Annotated in this window: 23 protein-coding genes; 10 read left to right on the top strand and 13 right to left on the bottom strand. The window is 46.6% G+C overall.

The features are described from left to right. Positions 1-4: 4 nt before the first annotated feature. Positions 5-3709, bottom strand: a complete 3705-nt coding sequence (bchH, locus tag ACQ4M5_RS31160) for a magnesium chelatase subunit H (RefSeq protein ID WP_430679698.1) — start codon at positions 3707-3709, stop codon at positions 5-7. Positions 3710-3824: 115 nt separating this feature from the next. Then, positions 3825-5729 (bottom strand): heavy metal translocating P-type ATPase, encoded by a 1905-nt coding sequence (locus ACQ4M5_RS31155; protein ID WP_430679697.1) that lies wholly within the window; start codon positions 5727-5729, stop codon positions 3825-3827. A gap of 83 nt (positions 5730-5812) precedes the next feature. Between ACQ4M5_RS31155 and ACQ4M5_RS31150 the strand changes: the two genes are divergently transcribed. Next, the gene (locus ACQ4M5_RS31150; RefSeq protein ID WP_430679696.1) at positions 5813-6916 is read left to right on the top strand and encodes a precorrin-8X methylmutase; all 1104 of its coding nucleotides are present in this window, start codon (positions 5813-5815) and stop codon (positions 6914-6916) included. Here ACQ4M5_RS31150 and ACQ4M5_RS31145 read toward each other — a convergent pair whose 3' ends face one another. After that, positions 6917-7900 (bottom strand): metal ABC transporter solute-binding protein, Zn/Mn family, encoded by a 984-nt coding sequence (locus ACQ4M5_RS31145; protein WP_430679695.1) that lies wholly within the window; start codon positions 7898-7900, stop codon positions 6917-6919. It lies immediately after the preceding gene. 168 nt (positions 7901-8068) lie between these two features. On the opposite strand from ACQ4M5_RS31145, the gene ACQ4M5_RS31140 reads away from it, so the two are divergent. Further along, the gene (locus ACQ4M5_RS31140) at positions 8069-8356 is read left to right on the top strand and encodes a metal ABC transporter permease (RefSeq protein ID WP_430679694.1); all 288 of its coding nucleotides are present in this window, start codon (positions 8069-8071) and stop codon (positions 8354-8356) included. 523 nt (positions 8357-8879) lie between these two features. Here the strand turns inward: ACQ4M5_RS31140 and ACQ4M5_RS31135 are convergent. Continuing rightward, the gene (locus tag ACQ4M5_RS31135) at positions 8880-9077 is read right to left on the bottom strand and encodes a type II toxin-antitoxin system HicB family antitoxin (RefSeq protein WP_430679693.1); all 198 of its coding nucleotides are present in this window, start codon (positions 9075-9077) and stop codon (positions 8880-8882) included. A gap of 146 nt (positions 9078-9223) precedes the next feature. On the opposite strand from ACQ4M5_RS31135, the gene ACQ4M5_RS31130 reads away from it, so the two are divergent. Together ACQ4M5_RS31130 and ACQ4M5_RS31125 are read left to right on the top strand one after the other, a co-directional pair. Further along, complete coding sequence (locus ACQ4M5_RS31130; protein WP_430679692.1) at positions 9224-10237, top strand: nucleoside hydrolase; 1014 nt, start codon at positions 9224-9226, stop codon at positions 10235-10237. Between the two features lie 14 nt (positions 10238-10251). Continuing rightward, positions 10252-10407 carry a hypothetical protein gene (locus ACQ4M5_RS31125; RefSeq protein ID WP_430679691.1) on the top strand — a complete coding sequence of 52 codons (156 nt, stop codon included), beginning with the start codon at positions 10252-10254 and terminating at the stop codon, positions 10405-10407. A gap of 48 nt (positions 10408-10455) precedes the next feature. On the opposite strand, the gene glnT is transcribed toward ACQ4M5_RS31125, so the two are convergent. The 3 genes from glnT to ACQ4M5_RS31110 are packed head-to-tail and all read right to left on the bottom strand — an operon-like array spanning position 10456 to position 13696. Then, positions 10456-11760 (bottom strand): type III glutamate--ammonia ligase, encoded by a 1305-nt coding sequence (gene glnT, locus ACQ4M5_RS31120; protein ID WP_430679690.1) that lies wholly within the window; start codon positions 11758-11760, stop codon positions 10456-10458. Then, entirely contained in the window at positions 11757-12761 is a 1005-nt protein-coding gene (locus ACQ4M5_RS31115; protein ID WP_430679689.1) for an alpha/beta fold hydrolase, read from the bottom strand. Before ACQ4M5_RS31115 ends, glnT begins: the two co-directional genes overlap by 4 nt. Beyond that, on the bottom strand, positions 12758-13696 hold the full coding sequence (locus tag ACQ4M5_RS31110) for a fatty acid desaturase (RefSeq protein WP_430679688.1): 939 nt from the start codon (positions 13694-13696) through the stop codon (positions 12758-12760). Before ACQ4M5_RS31110 ends, ACQ4M5_RS31115 begins: the two co-directional genes overlap by 4 nt. A 105-nt stretch (positions 13697-13801) precedes the next feature. Here ACQ4M5_RS31110 and ACQ4M5_RS31105 point away from each other — a divergent pair, with 105 nt between their 5' ends. Together ACQ4M5_RS31105 and tsaB are read left to right on the top strand one after the other, a co-directional pair. Further along, positions 13802-14482: a GntR family transcriptional regulator gene (locus tag ACQ4M5_RS31105; RefSeq protein ID WP_430679687.1), complete on the top strand. Its 681-nt coding sequence runs from the start codon at positions 13802-13804 to the stop codon at positions 14480-14482. Next, entirely contained in the window at positions 14452-15072 is a 621-nt protein-coding gene (gene tsaB, locus ACQ4M5_RS31100) for a tRNA (adenosine(37)-N6)-threonylcarbamoyltransferase complex dimerization subunit type 1 TsaB (RefSeq protein WP_430679686.1), read from the top strand. Before ACQ4M5_RS31105 ends, tsaB begins: the two co-directional genes overlap by 31 nt. Here tsaB and ACQ4M5_RS31095 read toward each other — a convergent pair. Further along, positions 15069-15497 carry a hypothetical protein gene (locus ACQ4M5_RS31095; RefSeq protein ID WP_430679685.1) on the bottom strand — a complete coding sequence of 143 codons (429 nt, stop codon included), beginning with the start codon at positions 15495-15497 and terminating at the stop codon, positions 15069-15071. The two genes, tsaB and ACQ4M5_RS31095, sit on opposite strands and share 4 nt — an antisense overlap. A 105-nt stretch (positions 15498-15602) precedes the next feature. Here ACQ4M5_RS31095 and ACQ4M5_RS31090 point away from each other — a divergent pair, with 105 nt between their 5' ends. Continuing rightward, positions 15603-16091 (top strand): ureidoglycolate lyase, encoded by a 489-nt coding sequence (locus tag ACQ4M5_RS31090; protein ID WP_430679684.1) that lies wholly within the window; start codon positions 15603-15605, stop codon positions 16089-16091. Here the strand turns inward: ACQ4M5_RS31090 and ACQ4M5_RS31085 are convergent. The 3 genes from ACQ4M5_RS31085 to ACQ4M5_RS31075 form a co-directional block, all read right to left on the bottom strand. Continuing rightward, positions 16084-16356 (bottom strand): phospholipid-binding protein, encoded by a 273-nt coding sequence (locus tag ACQ4M5_RS31085; RefSeq protein WP_430679683.1) that lies wholly within the window; start codon positions 16354-16356, stop codon positions 16084-16086. The two genes, ACQ4M5_RS31090 and ACQ4M5_RS31085, sit on opposite strands and share 8 nt — an antisense overlap. Before the next feature lie 386 nt (positions 16357-16742). Further along, the gene (locus ACQ4M5_RS31080; RefSeq protein WP_430679682.1) at positions 16743-19013 is read right to left on the bottom strand and encodes a PBP1A family penicillin-binding protein; all 2271 of its coding nucleotides are present in this window, start codon (positions 19011-19013) and stop codon (positions 16743-16745) included. 128 nt (positions 19014-19141) lie between these two features. Further along, complete coding sequence (locus ACQ4M5_RS31075; protein ID WP_430679681.1) at positions 19142-19429, bottom strand: YiaA/YiaB family inner membrane protein; 288 nt, start codon at positions 19427-19429, stop codon at positions 19142-19144. A gap of 382 nt (positions 19430-19811) precedes the next feature. Here ACQ4M5_RS31075 and ACQ4M5_RS31070 point away from each other — a divergent pair, with 382 nt between their 5' ends. Together ACQ4M5_RS31070 and ACQ4M5_RS31065 are read left to right on the top strand one after the other, a co-directional pair. Continuing rightward, the gene (locus ACQ4M5_RS31070; protein ID WP_430679680.1) at positions 19812-21152 is read left to right on the top strand and encodes an NAD(P)/FAD-dependent oxidoreductase; all 1341 of its coding nucleotides are present in this window, start codon (positions 19812-19814) and stop codon (positions 21150-21152) included. A gap of 356 nt (positions 21153-21508) precedes the next feature. After that, on the top strand, positions 21509-22390 hold the full coding sequence (locus ACQ4M5_RS31065) for a tetratricopeptide repeat protein (protein ID WP_430679679.1): 882 nt from the start codon (positions 21509-21511) through the stop codon (positions 22388-22390). On the opposite strand, the gene ACQ4M5_RS31060 is transcribed toward ACQ4M5_RS31065, so the two are convergent. Further along, a complete protein-coding gene (locus ACQ4M5_RS31060; RefSeq protein WP_430679678.1) occupies positions 22380-22820 on the bottom strand; it encodes an SRPBCC domain-containing protein in 441 nt (146 codons plus the stop codon). The genes ACQ4M5_RS31065 and ACQ4M5_RS31060 overlap by 11 nt on opposite strands. A gap of 86 nt (positions 22821-22906) precedes the next feature. Between ACQ4M5_RS31060 and ACQ4M5_RS31055 the strand changes: the two genes are divergently transcribed. Continuing rightward, positions 22907-24301: a malic enzyme-like NAD(P)-binding protein gene (locus ACQ4M5_RS31055; protein ID WP_430679677.1), complete on the top strand. Its 1395-nt coding sequence runs from the start codon at positions 22907-22909 to the stop codon at positions 24299-24301. Positions 24302-24371: 70 nt separating this feature from the next. On the opposite strand, the gene ACQ4M5_RS31050 is transcribed toward ACQ4M5_RS31055, so the two are convergent. Continuing rightward, on the bottom strand, positions 24372-25049 hold a 678-nt coding region (locus tag ACQ4M5_RS31050; protein ID WP_430679676.1), incomplete at its 5' end, for a CPBP family intramembrane glutamic endopeptidase.

The following is a 25049-nucleotide window of genomic DNA, read 5'->3' as shown; positions in this document are numbered from 1 at the left end:
TGATTTACCTCACTGTTGTTTCTGCTTTCAAGCCTAATTCAATTTGAGTTTCAATGTCACAATAAATTTGCTGTAATTGTTCGCGTTGTGTTTCGTTTGCGTCCCAGTATCCACGATGATCTGCTTCACCTAGCTTCCGAATGATTTCCGCTTCTGCATATCGATTATTTTCTAGCATTCGCTCTCTCATTTCTGCATCGAATACAAACCGTTCAGCGACTCGACTCCAAGTAGCAGTTCCTACACTCCGCGTAGTCGCATCTAAGCCGAGTAAATATTCGACTCGATCGGCGATCGCTTGTCCCCCTTGATGGGCATGATTCAACATTCCATCAATCCACTTTGGATTAAACAATCGACTGGTCACACCTTGACGAACAGCTTCGGTGATTGTTTTGACTTGGATTCGTTCTTTCGTTGTATCTGCGATTAAAACTTCAGGTCGATCGCCGCTAATTAAAGTCGCCGCTTGTGCCATTCCACCAAAGAATTCGTAGTAGTGATCGATATCAGTAACTTCAAATTCGTGAGAATCGCGCACTTGAGTAATAAATTTAGTCCGCCCTAATGCAGCAGTAAAAGCCTGTCGGGATTCGGTTCCAGTTAAGCGATCGCCATAGAGATACTGAGTACGATCGATGTACATTTCTCCCAAATCTGATTCGCTCTCCCAAGCCGCCGTTTCAATCATCGTACTCAGGCGGTTGCCATATTCACCCGGAGGCGGACCAAATAATCGCGCCGAAGCTAATCGAAAATCAAGCTGTTCGCTCACAGCTAAAGTATGCCGTCGAACTGCATTTTGTTCTAATGGCTCATCCAGTTGAGCGACCATTTGAAATGCCAAATCGATTAATCGAACGAGATTTGGAAACAAATCACGAAAGAAACCACAGATGTTAACGGTAACATCAACGCGAGGACGATTCAATTCTGAAATCGGAATCACAACCGGACGCATAAAATAGCCTTGTCCACGATCGACCTTTACACCGATATAACGCAAGATTTGCCCGATCGTTTCTCCATAAGTTTTACAAGTTTCAAATCCCCACAGAATCACACCAACTGCATCTGGGTAAGTTCCATGTTCTGCATAGTATCGAGATAGCGTTTCTTCTGCGATTTGTGCGCCTCGATCGTAAGCGCTATCAGTTGGTAATTTAGTCGGATCAAACTGATAAGTATTCCGCCCAGTTGGATAAGTGTGCGGAGTTCGTACCGGATCGCCACCTAATCCGGGTTCGATGTATTTACCTTCTAGAGCATCAAGCAGCGATCGCACTTCATCAGTCGCCGCGATTTGTTTTGCGATCGCGTCTAAATAATTAAAAGTAGGTTGTAATGGTTCTTGAACGGTTTCACCTAGTAAGAACTCTGCAATCAGCGATCGACTTTTCTCACCTAGCTCAATCACTTTAGAATCCGCAGAATCAAGTAATTGATCATAGTTCCAGCCGTATTGTTGAGCGAGTAATCTTGGTAAAGATGGCGTTTCAGCACGATCGTATCGAGCAACCAAAGTTAGATAGTCAATCAATGCCTCATCTTGCAATCGATGTCCAAAGGTATGTAATCCGATCGGAATCGCAACACGCTTAAGCTCAAATAAATCAATATGCAGCGTTTCTAAGGCAGTTTCATAGAGAGATAAGTCTTCGATGTTCTGCTTTAATTCATCCGTGAGCAACAATAGAACATCATTTGCATCACACACTTGAATGATCTGGCGGAGAATCGCGATCGCTCTTGGTAGACTTTTCGTTTTCTGATCCTCATATTCATCAAGCAAATCTTCGAGTTGGGTCAAATGCTCATAAAGTCCAGCAGGAACAAAGGTCGGAGACGCATAGCTGACTAATTGAGCATAGCTACGACGTTTCGCGATCGTCCCTTCAGAAACATTCACTACATGATAGATATAGCTATTCGGCAGATTCCCTAACAAAGCGTCAGGCGCAGAACCTTCATCTAATGCAACTTGTTTTCCAGGCAAAAACTCGAATGTTCCATGCGTTCCCACATGAACGACAGCATCTGCATTCCAGCCTTCTTCTAACCATCGGTAGAATCCAATGTACTGATGATGTGCAGGTAAACTATCGTCATGATGTAACTTACTTGGATCTTCATGCACACCCCGCGACGGTTGAATCGCAACAACAACATTGCCGAACTCAATTCCTGCAATCAGAAGATCATTGCGATCGCTCATTAGATCCCCAGGTGGCGAACCAAACACCGACTCAGTTTGCTTCTGAATCGAATCGGGTAAGCGATCGTACCACTGCAAATATTGTTCTAACGGTACTCGAATCGCATGGTTAGCAGTCAAATGAACCGAAGTAAAATCGCCATTGTGTAGCAAACCTCGATCGAGAAACAAATCTTTCAATGTTCCCACTTCTGGAGGCGTAACTGAGTAACCTGCCTGCTGCAATTGATCAAGAAGGTGTTCCACTGAAGCAAATACATCTAAAAATGAAGCAGTTCCTAAAGTACCTTCGCTCGGTGGATAGTTAAAAATGACGATCGCAATTTTCTTCTCTATGTTTGTCTTTCGTCTCAATGCAATCCGCTTCAAAATTCGCTGCGCCAATCGTTTCCCACGTCCCGGAATCGGTGTTGCGGCTCCTTGATCATTTAAGCCATAGATAATCACCGGATCGATCGCACCATCCAATTCTGGAAAAGCAACAGTCGAGAGCGTTTCAACAGGCGGTAATCCTTCAGCAGTCTGCTCCCAAACTGCAATCTCGCGATTGTTAGAAGTGACCGCAACATAGTACGGAACATCCAATGCTTTTAATAATGCGATCGTGTGTTCTGCATCTCCACCCAAGGGTCCGCCATCTAATCGGAACCATAAAAGAGATACGATCGCGTCACAAATCGGAACTCCATTGTTAAAGAAATGCTGTTCTAATGCTTCTGCTGTTTTGATGCCATCCGCGAAGAAAGGTAGTACATTTGCTGACTCTGAGAGTTCTGCAAACAGTTCTGCCCCGCCTTGTAGATTAAAGGTCATACTCGTGCCACTGTAAAACAGAACGGCAACTGTGGGACAGTTTGGATCAAGTGGATGATCTGCAACGTACTCTAGATACGACGAGTAACGCTGATGAGTGTTGAGATCTAAAAAGCCGAAGTCTGGATATACGATCGGTTCATCTGCCTGAATTGGAACATCAGCGTATTCAGCCGCGACGAACTTTAGCAGATTCGCCAGATTCTCAACCCCCGAATTTGTCCAATAGCTAACGCACTTCGACCAGTTTCGCGCATGATACTGAGCTTCAGGTGGCAGTTTTTCTACCATCGACCTGGTAGACTGCTTCATTTGCCGATAGTCAGTCCCGCTTGACGGCATATTGGAGAGTGCAAACGCCTTCATCCGCGTCATTGCCATCACGCTCGGACCGCCGCCAAATACGGGAATAAAGGCAATCTCCTCACCTTGAGTTTCGATCAGTGCCCGTTGAATTAATGCGATCGCACTTTCAGGATTGCCCCGCAAATCAAACAATACAGCTTTCGATCGCTGAATTGTTTCGAGTCCATCCTCAACCCGATCCAACTGATGCAGCAACAGCGGAACAACCTCAAACAGGGTGCCATACTGCTGAGTGACTTGTGCGATCGCACTCGGTAAATCACCCAACGGAGAAGCCGACGAAATCAACGTAAGACGAGGTAGCGTCTGAGACATGATTTTGGTCAAACAAATCTTTCCTCTTGAGGATAATGATTCTCTCTGTTCTCTGCAACCTTTTGACTTCTAAGTTTAGTCAAGTAGCATTTTCTCAAGTTTGACACGCTGCTTTTTAGGGCTTCAGTAAACGTAGTCCGCTTAAAATGACCAGTACTGTAGAGCCTTCATGTCCGATCACCCCAAGTGGAAGGGATATCTCGCCACCAAAATTCGTAATTAGCAGTAGTACAATACAACTCAAAGCGAAGATGATGTTTTGTCTAATGACGTTGTGGGATCGCCGACCAAGCTGAATTGCAGTGACTAATTTACTCAGTCGATCGCTCATCAAAATGATGTCTGCGGTTTCTAAAGCGACATCACTTCCAGCAATGCCCATTGCAATTCCAACCGTCGCTTGAGCCAGAGCAGGCGCGTCATTAATGCCATCGCCTACCATTGCAACCGATTGATTGCTTTCTTGAAGCTGGCGAATGATCTGAAGTTTATTTTCTGGAAGTAATTCTGCATAGACTTGATCAATCCCAAGAGTTTGAGCAATCCGATTTGCAGTCGAAAAGTTATCTCCAGTGAGCATCACAATGGATTGAATTCCTAATCTCTTAAGTTGTGCGATCGCGTTTAAAGCCTCCGGACGGATGGTGTCCGCGATCGCAATCCATCCGATCATTCGATTTTCTGCGGCAACGTAAACGATCATATTTCCATCCTTTTGAACCTGTAAGCTTTCTTGAATCAAGCGATCGCTCCGTTTGGAAATCGCTTGCTCAATAAACTTCAGATTCCCAACTCGAACCGTTTGACCGCTGACCTGTCCAATAATGCCTTGACCAGGTTCAGCCTGAATGTTCTTGATGTGCTGAGTCGTGCTTTGCTGCTTTGCTGCCTCAACGATCGCGACTCCAATGGGATGTTCTGAATATGCTTCTAGAGTCGCAGCAAGTTCTAATACTTCATCACTGGAGCAACCTTCCATTGCTGCCACTTTAACGACTTGTAGTTCACCCGTCGTGAGCGTTCCAGTTTTATCAAATGCGATCGCGCTCACTCGTCCGATTTTCTCTAGTTGTCCTCCATTCTTAAATAAAATCCCTTGTCGAGCGCCGTTTGCAATTCCCGATAGCAAGGTCGGCATGATCGCTGCCATCAATGCACAAGGAGACGCAACCACTAGAAAGATCAGCGCACGATAGATGGTTGTTTCCCAACTCCAGTTAAAAAGAAAGGGAGGCGCGATCGCAAGCACTAAACCCAGTCCTACAATCACTTTTGCATATTGTTTTTCAAATCGCTCAATGAATTGCTGTGAGGGAGGCGCTTCGGTTTGAGCCTGTTCAACTAATCGAACAATGCGCTGAATCAGACTGCTTTCAGGCGGTTGAACTAACTTCAGTCTCAAAGCACCTGCACCGTTCAACGTGCCTGCAAAAACTTCATCATGGATTGTTTTTTCAACAGGCAACGATTCCCCTGTAATCGCAGCTTGGTTAATCGTGCTGTAGCCTTCTACAATCACACCATCGGTTGGAATCAGTTCTCCCGGTCTGACAATAATCTCATCCCCGACTTGCAGGTGTGCGATCGCAATTTGCTTTTCTTGTCCTTGACGAATGACTGAAGCGGTATCTGGGGTCAGGCTCATCAAACTGCGAATGCTCCGTTCCGTCCGTTGCATTGCATACCCTTCTAATGCTCCACTGATTGCAAAAATCAGAATCAAAACGGCTCCATCAATGATGAGAAAATACTCTTGCCGCCAGAGTCCTAATCCTGCTGCACCCAGTGCCGCCACAATCATCAGCAAGTCAACATCAAGTTCTTTCTCTTGCCAGAGCGTTGTCAACCCTTCACGGGCACTCTCAAATCCGCCAATCACATAAGCGATCGGTAATAGCAACAATGCTAATCCAAGCCAATTGAGATGTAATGCAACTGCGCTGAGTAAAACAAGAATAGCGCAAATGATTGCAGCAAGAGCATCTGAGTGATTTTGGAGTGACCGAGGAACGTTGAACATGGCGCTTGTGTTGTCGCGATATTCCCAGGCTAAACGTTGACATCAGTGTTAATGTCAAGAAGAAAGCGTTTACAGTCACGTCAATGCAGTCTCTTACGATTAAAGAACTCACGGAGGCGGTTGGAGCCGGAATCACGCCTCGGATGGTGCGCCATTACCATCAATTAGAACTCTTGCCGCAACCGCAGCGATCGTCAGGAAATTATCGCCTTTACACGGATCAAGATGTGAAGCGACTGAAGCGAATTGTGGCACTCAAGCAGCAAGGATTCCAGCTTTCTCATATCCGCAAGCTGCTTGAAGCCGATGATACAGAGACATCCCAGACGCTCATCTCACAACTGCAACAACAATATTCTGCGGTGATGCAGCAAATGATCCGCCTTCGGCAAACTGCGACGGCATTAGAGGGATTATTGGGGCGCGATCGACAGTGCCAAGCGATTCAAGCAGATGCGATCGCACAACTTAAGTTATTAGAGATCGAAACTCAATCGAATTTAGATCAGTTGGAGCAGCTTTGGAACGGGTTAGATGCTGCCGTAGATGCTCATCCTGAAATGTTTATAGAGTCGCTGCAACAGTTGTTACCAAATCTTTCAGATCGCTCTGAGATTGAGATAGATTTGCTGTCTAAATTGGTTCTAGCCTGCGGGGATGTCAGTTTAATTCCGTTTGTGAAGCTGAATCATGGCGCGATCGCGGCGAGTCGAACCGCATTGAAAGCAGGATGTCAGATTGTGACGGATGTTGCTGCGATCGCAGCTCTGTTAGATCAAACTCGTCTCGCTCATCTCGGTTGCACCGTTAAAGCCTTGATTGAGAATCCACACATTTCTTCTGCACCCGAAGCAGAGCAAGCATTTTGGCGAGAACAAGCTCTACAAGAGAGCATTGAGCAAATTTCAATGGGATCGATTGTTGTGATTGGATATGCACCTTCGATATTGCTTGCGGTCTGTCATGCAGTTCAAAATCAGCAGATTCAGCCTGCTTTAGTGATTGGAATGCCGATCGGGTTTAGTCATGCGCCTGCCGCAAAACGACAATTAATACACTTAGAGATTCCCTCGATTACGATCGCTGGAACCTTGGGCGGAGGACTATTAGCGGCAACAGCTTTAAATGCGCTGGTTGAATCGTTGATTGAGAAGCCTGATTGTCATTGTTTTCTAGAGTCGCGCTAACTATTTCGATTGGAACGGAGTCAGTTGACCTCCCAATCCTTCAACGATCGCTATTGTATTTGCAATCAGCATCTTTTGATAAGTCTCTCCACGACTCCCTGCTTCACCCAATCCATCTGCATAGATCTCTGCTTCAGCAACCTTGACGTTTGCCTCGTTCGCGACCGTTTGAATCACCTGCGGATTGACCGAGAGTTCGGCGTAGATCGTCGGGACTTTTTTCTCTTGAATTTCCCCGACTAGCTCTTTGACCTTAGCAGCCGTTGGTTTTTCTTCGGTGCTGATGCCTTCAAGGGCTGCAACAGGAATGTTATAGGCTTGTGAATAGTATCCCAGTGCATCATGGGTCGTGACTAATGTTCTAGAAGCTTGAGGAATGGTGCTGATCTGAGTTTTGATCCAGCTATCAATTTGACCGATTTCTCCGGTTACTTTTTTAGCATTGTCCGCATAGAGTGTGGCATTGTTCGGAGCAATTTTTGCAAGGTTATCGCGAATCACTTCTGCGATTCGTACTCCGTTTTGAGCATTATGCCAGACATGAGGGTCAGCTTCGGTTTTTCCATCTTCTTCAAACTGCTGAGGCTTGGGAACTGCAAGTTCATTGACTGCAACTTTTGGAGCCGAATTAGATGAGGCTTGAATCAGTTTGATCAGGGTCGGTTCAAAATTGTAACCCCCATACAGCACTAAATTGGCTTGCTCGATCGCTTTACGATCTTCGGGAGTCGCTTGATAGACATGCGGATCTGCACCCGGCTTGACTAAACAAGTTAAATTCACCGTCGCTGCTGCAATCTGCCTGGTTAAATCACAGAGGATTGTATTAGTTGCAACAACTTTAGGGACACCTTCTGACACGGGTGAGGCTTGCGGAGTTGGGGCAGATTGATTAGTGGAGGGTGACTGAGGCGTGCAGGCGAAACCACTGAGAGCAATTGCGATCGTTGCCACAGTCCAACGCAGCCGAAATGGTTTATCCATACTTTTTTAAAGTTTGAAATGAACGTCTTTATCCTACAATGATAATCGTTCTCACTTAATTCAAATCTAAATGAATGTTGAAGGTTCAGCAGTTAGCGGTTAGCTATCGAGAGATGAGGGGACTAGATGCAGTGAGCTTCTCAACTCAACCCTTATTTGCTAATCAGTATGCCTCAAGTGTTGCTAGAACCGCTTGGCTTTGAGTTTATGAGAAATGCTTTAGCGATCGAGCTTTTAGTCGGCATCCTTTGCCCAGTGGTCGGAAGCTACCTCATTGTGCAACGTATGGCACTGTTTGGGGATGTGATTGCTCATTGTGTGCTGCCAGAGCTATCGATTTCGTTCTTTTTGGGAATTGATATTTTGATTGGCGCATTCGGGGCTAGAATTCTGGGCGCGTCTTTGATTGCTTGGATTCGCTCTCAAAGTCGTGTGAAAGCTGATGCAGCGATTTAACTGGTCGCTTAGTACCACACCGGTTATCTTCATCCCTTTGAGTAAGGCAACCTCGAACAGGAAACCAATGCAATCACAGAGTTGGGTCAGAACTGCGATCGCGATTCGTTGATCTTCTAATCTCAATGCCCATAGCTTCTCCGACATTGCTTGGACTTGTTTAACATTGTTGACATTGGCTGGATCATTGGGAATCGTTACGCCTGCTCGTTTCATGATGGCAACGAGTTCATCCCACGTCTCTTTCCAGTAGTCTGATTTTTGTTGTTCTTTTCCACTGAGGCGCAAATGTTCACCCCAAAACCGTTCTAGCCCATAAGCAACTGCCATTCGCATCTTGTGAGACTGATTGAGTGATTGTGGATCTCTTGTTCTGGCATTCAGGACTAATTTTTGAGCAATGCGATCGAGATCATAAGATTTCCAACCCATGATTAGTTCTCCTCCGACAGTGTGACCTGGCAACGACCAAATCCGATCGACTCCAAACCCGTAATTCGCTTTAGCTCCCAGCCATTTCGCTCTACAATTTTGCAAAGCATTTTGCCGGAAATGGCTTTCGTAGGGTTAGCTCAATCAATTGCTTTTCTGGCTCAAGCTCTTCGCGATCGCTGGCAACTTCCAACCAGTCCTGAACCGCATCTTCCAGCATTTCTAATAAATGCTCGTAGCTCTCTCCCCAAGCATGGCATCCAGGAAGAGCGGGTACAGAGCACACCACACAACGTCTTCTTGCCAAATAATTGCCTTGATTTTCATACGGTAAGCTGTGTTAAGAAGCTTTCAAGAAGGATTGTAGCGCACGGATTTTGAAAGACTAATTTCAAATAGAATTTGGATAATCATTCATCGATTTAGTATCTGTTTATGTTCCCTACTGTTCCTAAAATTATTCTCGATACCGATCCGGGTGGCGATGATATCTTTGCGCTGCTTTGGCTTCAGAGCTTGGTGAAGCAGGGATTGGCAGAACTTGTTGCGGTGACGACAGCAGGCGGGAATGTTTCGACTGAGAAGACGTTTTCTAGTGCGAGTCGGATTCTAAGTTTAGGAGGGTTGGCAGAGGTGGAAGTGGGGCGAGGAGTTGCGCTCACACACTCCTCAGACGATGCCTCACATATTCATGGTTCTGATGGTATGGGCAATCTCTCCGCACAGCTTCCCGCTCCAGTTCATCGCTATGAAACGGCTCGATATTCGGATGAGATATTGATCGATCGATTAAACGCAATGCCGGGAGAAATTACCGTCATTGCGATCGCGCCTCTAACAAATCTTGCAGCGGCAGAGAAGAAACATCCTGGCATTCTCAGAAAAGCTAAGGAAATTATCATTATGGGCGGTGCTTTTCATTGTCCAGGGAACGTTACGCCTCATGCAGAATTTAATCTGTGGTTTGATCCAGAAGCAGCAGAGATTGTTTTGAACAGTCGAGATGATTTGGTGATTACTTCCTTGGATGTGACGCGGCGATTGGTATTTACGAGAGAAATGGGAAATGCGATCCGGTACGGATCAGCTTCGCTGCACGCTCAATCCAACCCAACCAGCGAACTATCCAAATTCCTGACAAATCTCTGTGAGTTCATGATTAGCACTGCCTTGAAGTATCGGGAAACCGATGGTACTTTGGGCTTTTTAGTGCATGATGCAGCGACTTTGGGGTATTTGTTTTACCCGGAAACAATGGTGTGGAGACGGGCGAGAGTGCAGATTGAGACGCGGGAAGGATGGACGCGAGGAATGACGGCGATCGACGATCGTAATCTCGCAAAACAGCCTGCAAACGCTTGGATCTCAACAGAAGTCGATGCTACTCGATTCTTTACGAATTTAATTGAGGACTTGAAAGCATTAAATAAGGGATCAGGAAAACCCTGACCCCTCAGAATCTAGTGAACTTTAACTATCGACGTGGCTTCGGTGTGAGAACATTGATCACAGCACCGACCGCTGCACCATTCGCCGTATTACGAACTGCATGGCGACGATTGGTTACTGTTCCGACTGCTGCGCCTGTACCCGCTCCAACTGCGGCATCATGTCAATAGTGGCAAACATTTCGCGTACGTATAGTTCCTAAGACATCTACTGGTATATTAACAATCTAGTGTGTTTTCCAATTCCCAAGGTGTCACACAACTCGTAAACCGATTCCATTCCTGGTGTTTGAGGTTGAGATAGGCTTTCGTGAATGGTTCACCGAGCGATCGATAAATCACTTCATCTGCTTCCAAACTCCGCAACGCATCTAGCAAGTTTTTTGGTAGCAGTTTCACTTCACTTGCAGGCAGCGGATCAGTATACATATTGTTGTCTCGTCGAACCCCCGGATCGCGCTTCTGCACAATACCATCTAACCCTGTTGCAATCAGTGCAGCAGGCAATAGATAAGGATTTGCGGCTCCATCAGCTAAACGAAACTCAAACCTTCCAGCATCAGGAATTCGGATAGTATGGGTTCGATTGTTGCCACTGTAGCTAGCAGTATTTGGCGACCAAGTTGCACCGGATAAAGTCACAGGTGCATTGATGCGCTTGTAGGAATTTATAGTTGGATTCGTAATGGCACAAAGCGCTTCAGCCGAATGTAAGACACCTGCAATAAATTGATAGCCGAGTTGAGAGAGTCCCAGTTCGCCTTGAGGATCATAGAATAGATTCTCTTGTCCCGCATTGTCCCACAGTGAAAGATGAGTGTGGCAACCATTTCCAGTCAGATGTGCAAACGGTTTGGGCATGAAAGTGGCTCGGAGACCATGCTTTTCTGCGATCGACTTCACCATATATTTGAAAAAAGCTTGTCGATCGGCGGTAATTAACGCATCGGCATACATCCAATTCATCTCGAACTGTCCGTTTCCATCTTCGTGATCGTTCTGATATGCACCCCAACCGAGTTTTAACATTGCATCGCAGATTTCACGAATGACATCGTATCGGCGCATGAGGGACTGTTGATCGTAGCAAGGTTTGCTTTGTCGATCGCGCAAATCCGATATCTGCTCACCGTCCGCACTCAGCAAAAAATACTCACATTCAACACCTGTTCGCGCTCGATAGCCTAAGTCTTGAGCTTGTTGTAAAACCTTCTTCAGAACCACCCTAGGCGCTTGTTCTAAAGGTTCACCATTGATTGTGTGCAAGTCCGCTGCTAACCAAGCAACATCAGGCTGCCAAGGAAGTTGGATCAAGCTATCGACATCAGGAATCGCCAAAATATCTGGATCAGCCGGAGTCATATCTAACCAAGCTGCAAATCCCGCAAATCCCGCTCCACTTGTCGCCATTTGATCAATGCTTTCGGCTGGAACTAACTTCGATCGAGCGACTCCAAACAAGTCAGTGAACGAAATCAGAAAGTAGCGAATTCCTTGAGCTTGAGCGGTTTGAGAAAGCGTCATAGTGATTGTTGGAGTAGGGTTTGGATTAGCCATCGAATAAATGCAGCATCAGGCAGATATTGATACGGATTGCCTGCTCGATGTCCCCAGATAGATTCAATTGAATGACATTCTGCATTCGGAATCAAAGCGGCTTCTGCTGCACAATCTTCCGGTGTAAAGTACAAATCAGTTGTTGCAGGGATTACAAAAGTTTTGGCTTCGATCGCATTCATCGCAGCAATATAGTCGCCTTGATAGGTCGGATTGTCGCTGACATCGCAATGCAGCCAAGTATCGATCATTGCTATCAAGTTGTGCGGATCACGTTTGCGATAGTTCATCTCCCAGAATTGAGCAATGTAATCCTCTAAGGAACTGTAGCCGAGTTGGTAATAGATACCTTCACGATAGAAAGCTTGGGAAGCTGCCCAACTTGCATAGATATGGGCAAAGGCACGAAAACCTCGATCGGGTAATCGTTCAAATCGGGTTCCTGTCCAAGCTGGATCAGCGGTTAATGCTGTTCGTAAGCTTTGGAGAAAGATGCGATTGTGATCCGTTGTTCGAGCGGTTCCGCAGAGAGCAGCAATTCTGAGAACGCGATCGGGAAAGAGCGCACCCCAGTGATATGCCTGTTGTGCGCCCATTGACCAACCATAGATGAGAGCTAATTGTTCAATCTGAAAGACTTCCTCAAGTAGCTGTTTCTGTGCACGAACATTGTCGTAGTGACTAAACCAAATGCTTTCTATTTCAATCTCGCTGTTGCTCGGTGAAGTGGATAGACCATTCCCAAACATATTCGGAATCACAATAAACCATTCGGTTGGATCTAAGATTCCGTCTGGGCGGATGAGCCAATCGATGTCAGTATGCTGCGCTCCGTATGAGGTTGGATAGAGGATTGCATTTGTTCGATCGTGGTTCAATGTCCCGTAAGTCTGATACACGATCTGGGCTTCGGGCAATGTTGCACCACAGTACAGCGGAAAGTCTTTCAGAGTGAAACAATGACTCATACAAGGTTTTTAGCAAAGCTGTAGTTTACTTCGACATAGCCTTGATCTTTGTAGGTGAAATGTTCTCTTAACTGTTGGTGTGCAGCAGGTAATTGATGAAATGGAATCGAGGGATAGAGATGATGTTCAGCATGATACGGCATATTCCACATCAAGAACTGAAGCGGAAAGAGCGTTTTTGTCGATCGAGTATTCGTCAATGGATTGTTATCATGCGTACATCCGGTATGTTCTGAAAGCAGAATCATTCGGAGCATCGGCTGTCCAACCATCAAGGGGAAAAGCCAATAGGTAATAAACCAAGGATGACCAGCGATCACAGAAATCGCGATCGCAATTCCATAAACGGCTAACTGCGATCGGACTGCAAACATGACACTATCCCGCGATTCTTCCGAAATGTACGGATAGTCTTTTAGCTGTCCAGTGGCAACTTTATAGTGAGTTTTCAGCTTGCCCCACCACCAAGAAGCGCCACTTAGCATGATCAAATAATCTACTAAGGTTTGAGGAAGCGGATCACTTAGCTCTGGATCATTATCAAAGTCTTGAGCATAGCGATGATGCCACTTGTGATAGCGGCGATAGAACGCACCATTGTAGAAAGACAGCACACCTGCAAGCCAGCAAACCGAATCATTCAATAAATTGTTCTCGAATGCAGTTCGGTGAGAAGATTCGTGCATGGGTGCGAACATTGCAGCGAAGCCGAATCCATAGACAATCACAGCGGGAATTGCAATGAACCAGTTATGCCCTAGATTCGTGCCCCAAAGATAGCCACTGATACCCAGAATTGTGAAGTGTGCCGAAAGTTGGAACAATCCTTTAGAGGTCGATCGAGTATTCAAGTTCTTCAAAGCTTCGTTACTCAACGGTGACGGACGCTTTGATTCGGGTTCAACCAAGTTAGACTCAGAAACAGATGAACTCATCGTTTTTTCCTTAAGAAGCTGGACTTGTTATAACAAGCAAGATAGCAATATATCACTAAATCGCTGTATCTCAAGCTACGAATGATGCCTATTCCTCTGCACAGTATGATCTCTAAAGAACTCCGCGATCGTATGATCAATGGACAATACAAACCCGGCGATCAGCTACCGAGCGAACACCAATTAATGTCAGAGTTTGAGGTGAGTCGGATTACGGCAAGACGAGCGATCGCGAATTTGATGCAGCAAGGTTTAGTCACGGTTCAACAAGGAAAAGGCGTGTTCGTTGCAGATCATCAAAAAGTCACTCACAGGCTCTCTAGTCCGTTGTTGCTTGAAGCAGATATGGCAGAACAGGATGTTACGGTAACGGTTCGATCGTTAGTATTTGAATTAGTGATGGTTCCGCCAGAAGTTGGGAAAATACTATCGGTAAAGTCCGCTTATTTTCAAAAGAAGGTACTGTTATTTAACGGCGTTCCAGGCTGTGTTGATATCACTTACATTGCTCCAGAGTTAGGAAAAGCTTATGAGAAGGATCTGAAGCAAAAACTTAGCTTAACGGCTCTGGAAAAGCATGGGATTTTTACAGAAAAACTTGATGCAGTGATTGAATGTACACAGGCGGATGATGAAACAGGAGAACTATTAGAAGTGCCGCTTGGACATCCATTGATTGTTTATCAGCACACGGCTTATACGGAAGGAAATTGTGCGATCGTACATGGAAGATCGATTTCGCGCGGCGATCGTTTATGTTATTCAGTGCAGATCAAGAGAAAGTAACGATGTACGGTTTAGCCATTCACACCAGCAGTCCGGATCTAGGATTGGCGATTTCTAACTTTGAGGAAGATCAGCGATCGATCGTTCTCAATCTCGGTCGCGACTTATCTAGCTCGTTACACACACATCTATTAGAATTTCTCAAACCGCAATCTTGGAAAGATCTTGCTTTTATTGCAGTTGCGATCGGTCCTGGTGGCTTTACTGGAACTCGAATCGGAGTCGTTGCTGCTCGAACTTTGGCACAACAGTTAGAGATTCCATTGTTCGGAATTTCGAGTTTAGCTGCGATCGCACACAATCACTCTGGAACGATCGCGGTTCAAATGCCTGCTCAACGAGGCGAACTCTACACAGCGATTTATCAGAATGGAATTGCATTGCAACCCGATTCAGTCATGTCAGCAGAACAATGGACAAAAAGTTTAGAACAGCACACCCTGGATCAGCGAATTGAAGCGGAATCGAATCAAGGGCAATCTGTTGAGGGAATTTTAGCGATCGCAGTTCAACACTGGCAAAAAGGGGAGCGCCCCCACTGGTCGGAGGCACTCCCCTACTACGGTCAACATCCAGTCGAAACGAATTAGTTAGAACGATCGAGACTTTCTTGCAACGCATCGCCACTGCGTTCTGCGGTATCAGGATACATTCCTCCAAAATCTTTCACCGCTTCACCCGTTTCCTTTGCAATCCGACCTAAGCGCTTACCCGGTTCGCCTGCGGTTTCCTGTGCTTCACGATTCCATTCGCCCGTCGTCTTGGGTCGATCGCTGTCGATGTTCTTCAAATCCTGCTGAATCTTCTCTGGTAAATCTTTCGCCTGCGGTTGTTCTCCAGTGCTGACATTGCGACGACCTTCAAACAGCGTCTTTTCCTTCTTCAGCGGACTATCAGGCGCACCAGGAGAATAAGACGGATCTGCCGCAAATGCCGCCTGCATCGGAGCAAACAGCACCACTGCCATCAATAAAACCAACAATACAGCTTGGCGAATTCGTTTTAATGTATTCATGAGTTATATCCTCTGTAACGAGTTACTCATGGCATCCTAGAAGGAATTTAGAAATCGATCGTCAATCTGAAGAAAGGTTCACCATAAACCACGGGAGAGATTTTAATGCCGTCTCCAACCATTCAACAACTTCAAGCCAGTCTGATCACCGCTGAAAACTTTCGTCCATTTGGGCAGTTGATCCAAGCCTCAAATGACGGGAAAAGTTTTGATCAAGAAGATGCTCAATTGCATCTACAGAACGGCATTCCTCGCTTCTACATCATGTGCCTGAAGCATCGAGGGCGAAAGTTTCATAAAATTACTCGACACAAGCAATGTACTCAATGTCTGGGTTCGCTCGAAGGCAAAGAATGGTTAATCGTCGTTGCGCCTCCAGGAACAGCAGAAAATCCAGCGATCGCTGATCTCACTGCATTCCGCATTCCCGGAAATTGTTTCATCAAACTCGACATCGGAACCTGGCACGCCGGACCCTACTTCGATGGCGACGTGGTTGATTTCTACAATCTCGAACTAAGTGACACCAATATCGTCGATCACGACACTTGCGATTTGAGATCGACGTATGGCATTGAATTCGAGATTATCTAAATCGAATCCCGTGAGTTTCGACATCGATCGCGCCATCCACTTCGAGCGCGATCGTCGTTAACTGGTCTAATAATTTTGTCGATTGTAAACTTCCCAGCAAGATCACGACCTTGCCACGTTGATTTACTCGCAATCCTGCCAAATCTTGAGTCGGGAAATGAGCTTGGAAAGCCTGAAGAACTCGCTTCGCCAAACCGCTATGGTCATATTCGCCGTTAAGACCGACCCGCTCAGGCGGGATCGTATTCAAAAGGGAGTATGTCATGGTGTGAGCATCAAAAAGGGAATCACACTTCGCAGATTTCGGCGCGGTAGAAGACGAATTTCGTAATTGCACCCTTGTAGTTGTCATCTGAGGTCTGCCAAATCGGTAAAGGTAGATTTACAATCCATGCAAGTATTAAAGGTTTTGCAAAGATTTTTCACAATCCGCCTTAAGGAAGAGGTCAAGCCCTGCTGTATAACTACGGGAAAATGACCGAAATCAGGTAGTTTTCGTTAAATAAATCAGATGCTTCTCAATCTAGCAAATTCTCATCGAAACGCGAATTAGCAATCCGTATTTCTTCGGAAGCACGAATTGAACATAGTCAATAGCTGAAAATTTTTCAGAACTACAACCTGTATTCCTGCGGAGGGAAGTTACGAACCTTATTTCACAACCTGCCGCATATAATCGCCCCAAAGTTTCGCAGCAAGCCCGCTATTTCCGTCAGTTGGAGCGTTATTATCGTTTCCAAGCCAAACTCCAGTTACGATCGACTGACTTGGGACATATCCAATAAACCATAGGTCTTTATTATCGTTCGTGGTTCCGGTTTTTCCTGCTTCACCGAGTCCGATCGCGGCAGCACGTCCAGTTCCCGATCGCACAACGCCCTGGAGCAAAGTCGTCATCGTTTGCGCCACTTCCGGTTGAATGACTCGCTGATTGTTCTCGCCATCCTGATCAGCTTGATAAATCACCCGACAAGTATTGATATCTTCGCGATTCTTGCAGTCTCCACTGTCGAGAATTCGCTTAATCGTATGCGGACGATTCCGAACCCCATCATTTGCCAACACACCAAACGCACTGGTCATTTCTAAAGGGGTTGTTTCGCTTTGTCCTAAAACCAGTCCCGGAACCGCTTTTAAATTCGACTTCACACCCATCCGCTGTGCCGTTTGCACGACTTTATCAAGTCCCACATCTTGAGCGATTCTCAGTGCCACAACGTTGAGCGACTGTGCCATTCCCGTGTAGAAATCTGCCGAACCTCCTCCGCAGCCTGCATAAACTTGTCCACCCCAGTTTAGGGGCGCACAAGAGTAACTGGTTCCGGGAGAGATGCCTTGTTCGAGAGCTGCTGTGTACCCAAAGATTTTGAAGGTCGATCCAGGCTGTCTAAGTGCCTGAGTTGCCCGGTTAAACTGGCTCTCTCGATAATCAGTGCCGCCTACCATTGCGAGAACTTCACCCGTTTTAGCATCCAGCGTGACCACAGCACCTTGCGAATAGCCCGCACTTGCGCCACTGGTTTCGACGCTATTTCTCAAAGCAGCTTCGGCTCTCGATTGCATTCGTCGATCGAGTCCCGTTTCTACAATGAAATTGCCTTCACTCGCAAGACTGCCACCGAGCAGCGATTCGAGTTCATCAAACACGGCACTGTAGAAATAAGGCGCGATCGCACTTTGTAATTCTTGCCGCGCTCTCGGACTAATCTCAATCCGCGATCGACGGGCACGATCGGCTTCTTCTTGCGACACCATACCCTGTTGCGCCATTCGTTCAAGAACTCGATCGCGATATTCAACCGCTGCTTTATAGTTCGTAACTGGATTAAAACTATTCGGTGCAGGCAAAATTCCAACTAAAGTCGCGGCTTCAGATAAGCTCAAATCCTTAGCTGATTTGCCGAAATAGAATTGTGCTGCATCCTCGAAGCCATAAATCCCGCTACCGAGGTAAACCCGATTCATGTACATTTTCAGCAGAAAATCTTTGCTGTAGACGGTTTCGAGTTTGAGAGAAACGATCGCTTCTCGAATTTTCCGTCCAGCCGAATCTTGTCGCCCAACATAATCCGGCAAGATACTTCTCGCGAGTTGCTGAGTCAGGGTACTTCCGCCTTCTCGGATTTCACCGCCTCGAACGTTCGTAAACAGAGCGCGAGTGGTTCCGATCGGATCAACGCCTAAATGCCAGAAGAACCGCGAATCCTCAGAAGCCATCACCGCATCGGGTAGGAATTGAGAAAAATCTGAGAGATTTTGGATTTCAACATGTCGATCGGTTCTCGGTGTCCGGAGCGGTTGTCCATCTCGCGAATTGACCACAACCGGACCCTGAACCGATTCCGGCAACGGATAAACCGAAAAGCGTTGCCATTCGATTCCAATGACTGCCACCGTTAGAGCCGTCACCCCACTAATTCCAAACAATCCATATCGAATCGTTTTGAGATACCAAGGCAGGGGATCTTTAAACTGAACGCGAACCGATGCAGCAAGTTCAGGCGGACCCAAAGAAATCACATCGCCGTTGTAGAGAATTTTCGATTTCAGCTTACGTTTGCCGCGATAAAGTCCATTCGTCGAACCTTCATCGCGAATCATAAACCTCGATCGAGTCGGCAATCCTAAAAACTTCCGCTTACGATCGCGCTTCACCACAGCATGAACTTGACTCACCACCGGATTTCGCACCACGATATCGCACGACTTAGAACTGCGTCCGATCGAATAGCGATCGCCCAATAGCGGAAACACCTGTGCCTTCGGTGCATCTGCATCTTGCACTAATAATTCTGGAACTCGCGCATCAGGTTTTAATCTCAGCTTCGAGAAATTAATTCGCGTGAGTGTCGTTTTAACAGCTTGGGTGAAATTGCCGAGAACGGTTTGCGATCGGCGCGGGGGCAGAGGCGGTTGAGTCATGGAGAGAGCGATCGAGGGACTGCGATTTATTTTAGTGAATTGTGGGGAGTGGGGAGTGGGGAGTGGGGAGTAAGAAAATAATTATCTTATACTCCCTACTCCCTACCCCCCACTCTCTACCTCCATTACTACTTCTTAAATGGGTCGTGTTCCGTTAAAATCCGCTCTAATTTTGCCTCATCCACTCGCGAGACCAGCCGTTTCGATTCGTGCATATCGCGTGTCGTCTTCGCCACACTAAACGTCGATGCCACCGTAAACAGCGTCCCCATTCCGATGTACCCCTTCACCCAACCGTCTACAGGCAGATAACAAATTCCGATCGTGGTTGCCGTCACCGAAATCGCGAACGATGCCCACGCCTGAAAAATCCATGCGCTACTATGAGCTTGAGTTGTATTGTCGTACTTCTGCATGAGGCTCTCCTGAAAGCAATAGAGTCGATACCTCAGAAGATAGCCGTTACTTTGAGCACGAAGCATAAAAAATAGACACTCTCAGATTTGTCCTGTTTTTCCGTCTCGAACCTCGTAGAAGATGAAAGAAACAACTCGAATATCATCGTTTTGTGACGCGATAGTAAAATCTTTCAATTTCAGTTACAATTTGTCACAAAATTACGAACGGGCTAATTACACTTGAGTAGAGACCGGGCATTTTTGAACGAGGAGCGAGGAACCGAAATTGATGAGTTGAACTGAATCACCCAATCATTTTTAGGCTCTTCGGACTGTATCCCTATGTTCAGAGTGCGCTTTTCTAGCTTTCACCCGCCCACATAAGCATTGTTGACAACCTATGGAACCTGTGACGCAACCGCCCAAGCATCGTGTGGTTATTATCGGTGGTGGATTCGGTGGCTTGTATGCCGCTCAGAGTCTCAAAAACGCCGATGTAGATGTGACCTTGATTGATAAACGCAATTTTCATCTGTTCCAACCGCTGCTCTACCAAGTCGCAACTGGAACCCTTTCATCTGCGGATATTTCTGCCCCTTTACGATCGATTCTCAGCCGCCAAAAAAATGCCTGCGTCTTAATGGACGAAGCAAGAGACATCGATTCTGAAAACCAGCAAGTGATCACCAGTCGGGGAGCGATTCCTTACGATACGTTGATCGTGGCAACCGGAGCGAGCCATCACTACTTCGGTAACGATCAGTGGAAAGATGATGCTCCTGGTTTGAAAACGGTTGAAGATGCGATCGAGATTCGCCGCAGAATCTTCCTAGCATTTGAGGCAGCCGAGAAAGAGACTGATCCCGAAAAGCGCAAGGCGTTGTTAACCTTCGTTGTGGTGGGCGCGGGTCCGACGGGTGTGGAAATGGCGGGCGCGATCGCAGACCTCGCAAACCATACGTTGAAGCAAGATTTCCGCAGCATTGATACCACCGAGACTCAGATTTTATTGGTCGAAGGGTTGGATCGGGTCTTGCCTCCTTATCCCGCTGATTTATCCGTGAAAGCGGCTGAACAATTGACGAAATTGGGTGTCACGGTACGGACAAAAACCAAAGTGACCCAGATCGACGGCGAGAAAATGACGCTCGAATCCGACGATCAGACCGAGACAATTTCGGCAAAAACGATTCTGTGGGCAGCAGGAGTGAAAGCTTCTGGAGTCGGTCGTGTGATTAGCGATCGCACTGGGGCATCGCTCGATCGTGTCGGTCGCGTCATGGTTGAACCCGATCTCAGCGTTCCAAATCATCCGAATATCTTTGTGATTGGCGATCTGGCTCACTGTGCTGATCCCGAAGGAAAGCCTTATCCGGGAGTTGCACCTGTAGCGATGCAGGAAGGCAAGTATGTGGCGCGACTGATCAAAGCGAGATTACAAAACCGATCGCTCGATCGATTCCTCTACAAAGAGTTCGGTAGCCTTGCGGTGATTGGACAAAATGCAGCCGTGGCGAATCTCGGTGGCGTTCATCTGTCTGGCTTTATTGCTTGGTTTATCTGGATTGTGGCGCACGTCTACTTCTTGATTGAGTTTGAGAACAAGCTTATCGTGATGATTCAGTGGGTTTGGAGTTATGTCACTCGTGCCCGTGGAGCGCGGATTATCACCGACACGACATTAGTTCCAGCCGAATCGCCAGTCGCACGATCGCGGCAGGAAGAACCACTCAAGGTTTAGAGCGTGTTTGGAAAGTATAGGAAGACGCTTCACTTCGATGACATTTCGCCCGTGATTGAAAATCACGGTCTATCGGAACAAAGTCCACTGAAGGGGACTGAAAGCCCTTGCAGTCAACTCTTCAGTCTGTTTCAACAGACTTCGTTCCGATAGCCCCGAATTCCATTCGAGGGGCGATTCAGGCGATGAACAGCTACTTTTCAACCTCCCTCTTAGAGCGGATGGGTTGCCCACCGAATTTTATTCGCCACGGCACGTTCAATTTCTTTGAGATCAGAGCAGATGAGATTAAACTCGTCTGCTTTTCTTTTTCGCTGTCCATACTAAACGGGGATTGCATTCACCCTTGTTCAGCTATGCGCGATACCGTCGATTCTCAAGTCGAATTCTACCTTAGGCAAGCTCGGCAACTTAGTCGAGCCGGGATTTATGAGGACGCGATCGCGGCGCTCGATAAACTTCTACAGCGTCAACCGAGTTCGTTTGTTGCCTGGTTTGAACGGGGAAAAGCATTCTATGGACTCAAACGATATCACGATGCGATCGAGAGCTTCAAAGAATCGATTTTGCTCAAAGCGGATTACGAGCCTGCCTGGAATTTGCAGGGAATGGCGCTGTCTCAACTTCAACGGTACGCAGAAGCGATCGCCAGCTACGATAAAGCGATTCAACTGTGTCCCGCAAACTACAAGGTTTGGTTTAACCGAGCTAATGCACTCTTGAAACTCGGATCAAGCTATGAAGCACTTTATAGCTACGAAGAAACGCTCAAACTCAAATCGACCTACACGAAAGCCTGGTACAACCGGGGAATTGTCTTAACTCAACTGAAGCGATTTGAAGAAGCGATCGACAGTTACCAGCAAGCTCTTGCAACTCGACCCCATTTTTCCGCTGCTCACTACAATTTGGGAAATCTGTTTTATCGCTTGGGACGCTACGAAGAAGCTTTAAGAAGCTACCAGCAAGTTTTAGAAATTCGTCCGACGCTGTACGAAGTTTGGTACAACCAGGCAAATGCACTCGATCGATTAGGGTCACATGAATGCGCGATCGAGAGTTATGATCGGGCACTGAGTCTGAACCCGAATAGCGATCGTATTTGGTACAGTCGCGGAGTCGCCTTGAGTCGGAGTGGAAAGCGACAGGACGCGATCGCATCGTTTGAAAAAGCGATCGAGTTGAATCCAAATTGCTCTGATGCTGTCATTCGTCGCGATCAGCTTCTCAACGATTGAGCTTTTCTGCATATTGCTTGAGTTCCCATGCCATCCGCTGAATGCCTTTGCGCTCATCTTGTCGGATGAACGGTAGTAAGAATCGAGCCAACGTTCCAGAGAAATTCTGCTGGTACAGAAATCGTGTTTGATTGACCCCAGTATCTTGAAGTTCTAAAACGTGTTCATTTCGCAGACCGGGAATGGTAGACAGCCATTTCAAACAGTAATTGGGTTGTACCAGAGTCACGATCGGGCGAAACTGGACTTCCTCTTCTCCCGGATTTCGCAGCAAAGAAAGCGCCACGTCGCGACCTTCTACAAATGGCAGAGAAGGATCGCAATCGTATAAGAAAGTATTCCAATATTTCCAGCGCTCTTTGTCGATCAGGATTTGCCAGACCTGCGATCGAGCGGCGCGAATTTCAATTTCTGTATATAACGTTGGCATTTGAAGATAATCCTTAGTCGTTCGCTATTTACAATTCATGATCCTCAAGTGCGGTAAGATTTGCCGAGTCGCAAATCACTCCTCCCATGTCAGACCTTCTAACTCCCAATTCCAGTTTTAGCTTGACGATCCGGTTTCAGGTTCCCAACCGTCCCGGAATGCTTGCCAGTGTTACTAAAGCAATTTCGATCCTCGGCGGCAATATGGGACAGATTGATCTCATTGAACAAACTCGCGATATTTCGATGCGAGATATTACGGTCGATGCTGCGAGTACCGAACACGCGGAAACGATCGTGCAAGCGGTGAAAGATTTACCTTATATCAAAGTGCTGGATGTTTACGATCGAACCTTCACGCTGCATCGCGGTGGCAAAATTAGCGTTGTTAGTAAGATTCCCCTCAGAGGACAGGCAGATCTCGCGATGGCGTACACTCCTGGGGTGGGAAGGATTTGTACTGCGATCGCTCAAGACCCCAAGCGAGTCTATGAATTGACCGTGAAACAGAACATGGTGGCGATCGTTACCGATGGCAGCGCAGTTTTAGGGTTGGGAAATCTAGGGGCTGAGGCATCATTGCCTGTGATGGAAGGGAAGGCGATGCTGTTTAAAGAGTTCGGTGGACTGGATGCGTTCCCGATCTGTTTAGCGACTCAAGACACCGATGAGATTGTCGAAACAGTGAAGCGAATTGCTCCGGTGTTTGGCGGCGTGAATTTGGAGGATATTGCGGCTCCTCGCTGTTTTGAGATTGAAGCGCGACTTCAGCGAGAGTTGAATATTCCAGTGTTCCACGATGATCAGCATGGAACTGCGATCGTCACGCTTGCGGCTCTGACGAATGCACTCAAGCTCGTAAAGAAACCGATGTCAGAGATTCGGATTGTGATTAATGGTGCGGGTGCTGCTGGAGTCGCGATCGCAACTCTATTACAGAAAAGCGGTGCAACTGGGATCACGATGTGTGACTCGAAAGGGATTTTGTCTGTCGATCGACCAGACTTAAACGATCAAAAACGCGCCTTTGCAGTAGAACAATCTGGAAAGCTTGCTGATGCAATGAAGGGTGCAGATGTGTTCTTGGGTGTGAGTGCGCCTGGAGTAGTCACCCCTGAAATGGTGAAATCGATGGCAACTGATCCGATCGTGTTTGCGATGGCAAATCCAATTCCTGAGATTCAGCCTGAGTTAGTTCGAGAGGATGTTGCAGTAATGGCAACTGGACGAAGCGACTATCCGAATCAGATTAATAATGTGTTGGCGTTTCCGGGTGTGTTCCGGGGTGCATTAGATTGTCGAGCCTCGGCATTCACGACCAATATGTATTTGCAGGCGGCACTAGCGATCGCATCTTTGATTAAGACAGAAGATCTCGATCGAGAACATATCATCCCATCTGTGTTCGATGAACGAGTGGCAACCGTGGTTTCTGCTGCTGTTCAACGTGCCGCGAGAGAAGATGGAGTCGCAGGACGATGACGTGAAAAAACGGAGGATAGCATTTCCTATCCTCCACAGAGATAGTTCAAAAATTCAAATTTAGAATTTGTTAGGACTGAAGGCTATATGCAAGCAAACCTGTGAAATCAAAGATTCCATGAGCAACAATGACTGCCCATAATCGATTGGTTTTGGCATACACATATGCAAATATCAAACCGATGAGGAATACAGAGAGGATTCCAGACAGAGGTTGGTACAAATGATAAGCCGTTCTAATTACAGTACTGATCAGAACTGCAATCCAGAGATTGTTTGACTTCTTGAAGAAAGTAACGACATAGCCACAGACAAACAGACTTTCGTACACTGGATTGAGCATTGAGACAAGTGCAATTCTCCAGAGAGCGAGGCTAGATGGTGTAGATGTTCTGCTCTGTTCGATTTCCTGAATGACTGGAAACAGCGCTACTAAGGCAACATAAACGAGAATCCAAGCAATCCAGGTCGCGATAAAGAGTCCGATGCCTATGAAAGTGGACTTCCATTTGGGTGTGACTCCTAATTGTGTAAAGCTCCAGCCTCGTTTCTTCAGAAACCAAACCAGAATCAGCAATACAACGCTTTCGTATATCAGGATGAACGTTAAATGGTTATCCGTAAATAGGGCTTGCTGAGGAAGTCTAAGAAGCTTTCTAGGACTGAATTTCAGCGGGATAAATTGCTGATAAAATGCAAGATAAAGCACTATAAACCGTGCAAAAACCTTGCATCTGATTTTACTATG

The organism is Leptolyngbya sp. AN10 (assembly GCF_050565645.1).
Classification (GTDB): domain Bacteria; phylum Cyanobacteriota; class Cyanobacteriia; order Leptolyngbyales; family Leptolyngbyaceae; genus Leptolyngbya.
Note: the sequence above shows the minus strand (reverse complement) of the source record. Positions and strands in the feature narration are given on the sequence as shown.

What these genes read in the sequence shown, in the direction of transcription:
- bchH (WP_430679698.1), bottom strand. Translation starts at nt 3,709, where the DNA reads ATGTCTCAGACGCTACCTCGTCTTACGTTGATTTCGTCGGCTTCTCCG.
- ACQ4M5_RS31155 (WP_430679697.1), bottom strand. Translation starts at nt 5,729, where the DNA reads ATGTTCAACGTTCCTCGGTCACTCCAAAATCACTCAGATGCTCTTGCT.
- ACQ4M5_RS31150 (WP_430679696.1), top strand. Translation starts at nt 5,813, where the DNA reads ATGCAGTCTCTTACGATTAAAGAACTCACGGAGGCGGTTGGAGCCGGA.
- ACQ4M5_RS31145 (WP_430679695.1), bottom strand. Translation starts at nt 7,900, where the DNA reads ATGGATAAACCATTTCGGCTGCGTTGGACTGTGGCAACGATCGCAATT.
- ACQ4M5_RS31140 (WP_430679694.1), top strand. Translation starts at nt 8,069, where the DNA reads ATGCCTCAAGTGTTGCTAGAACCGCTTGGCTTTGAGTTTATGAGAAAT.
- ACQ4M5_RS31130 (WP_430679692.1), top strand. Translation starts at nt 9,224, where the DNA reads ATGTTCCCTACTGTTCCTAAAATTATTCTCGATACCGATCCGGGTGGC.
- glnT (WP_430679690.1), bottom strand. Translation starts at nt 11,760, where the DNA reads ATGACGCTTTCTCAAACCGCTCAAGCTCAAGGAATTCGCTACTTTCTG.
- ACQ4M5_RS31115 (WP_430679689.1), bottom strand. Translation starts at nt 12,761, where the DNA reads ATGAGTCATTGTTTCACTCTGAAAGACTTTCCGCTGTACTGTGGTGCA.
- ACQ4M5_RS31110 (WP_430679688.1), bottom strand. Translation starts at nt 13,696, where the DNA reads ATGAGTTCATCTGTTTCTGAGTCTAACTTGGTTGAACCCGAATCAAAG.
- ACQ4M5_RS31105 (WP_430679687.1), top strand. Translation starts at nt 13,802, where the DNA reads ATGATCTCTAAAGAACTCCGCGATCGTATGATCAATGGACAATACAAA.
- tsaB (WP_430679686.1), top strand. Translation starts at nt 14,452, where the DNA reads ATGTTATTCAGTGCAGATCAAGAGAAAGTAACGATGTACGGTTTAGCC.
- ACQ4M5_RS31095 (WP_430679685.1), bottom strand. Translation starts at nt 15,497, where the DNA reads ATGAATACATTAAAACGAATTCGCCAAGCTGTATTGTTGGTTTTATTG.
- ACQ4M5_RS31090 (WP_430679684.1), top strand. Translation starts at nt 15,603, where the DNA reads ATGCCGTCTCCAACCATTCAACAACTTCAAGCCAGTCTGATCACCGCT.
- ACQ4M5_RS31085 (WP_430679683.1), bottom strand. Translation starts at nt 16,356, where the DNA reads ATGACATACTCCCTTTTGAATACGATCCCGCCTGAGCGGGTCGGTCTT.
- ACQ4M5_RS31080 (WP_430679682.1), bottom strand. Translation starts at nt 19,013, where the DNA reads ATGACTCAACCGCCTCTGCCCCCGCGCCGATCGCAAACCGTTCTCGGC.
- ACQ4M5_RS31075 (WP_430679681.1), bottom strand. Translation starts at nt 19,429, where the DNA reads ATGCAGAAGTACGACAATACAACTCAAGCTCATAGTAGCGCATGGATT.
- ACQ4M5_RS31070 (WP_430679680.1), top strand. Translation starts at nt 19,812, where the DNA reads ATGGAACCTGTGACGCAACCGCCCAAGCATCGTGTGGTTATTATCGGT.
- ACQ4M5_RS31065 (WP_430679679.1), top strand. Translation starts at nt 21,509, where the DNA reads ATGCGCGATACCGTCGATTCTCAAGTCGAATTCTACCTTAGGCAAGCT.
- ACQ4M5_RS31060 (WP_430679678.1), bottom strand. Translation starts at nt 22,820, where the DNA reads ATGCCAACGTTATATACAGAAATTGAAATTCGCGCCGCTCGATCGCAG.
- ACQ4M5_RS31055 (WP_430679677.1), top strand. Translation starts at nt 22,907, where the DNA reads ATGTCAGACCTTCTAACTCCCAATTCCAGTTTTAGCTTGACGATCCGG.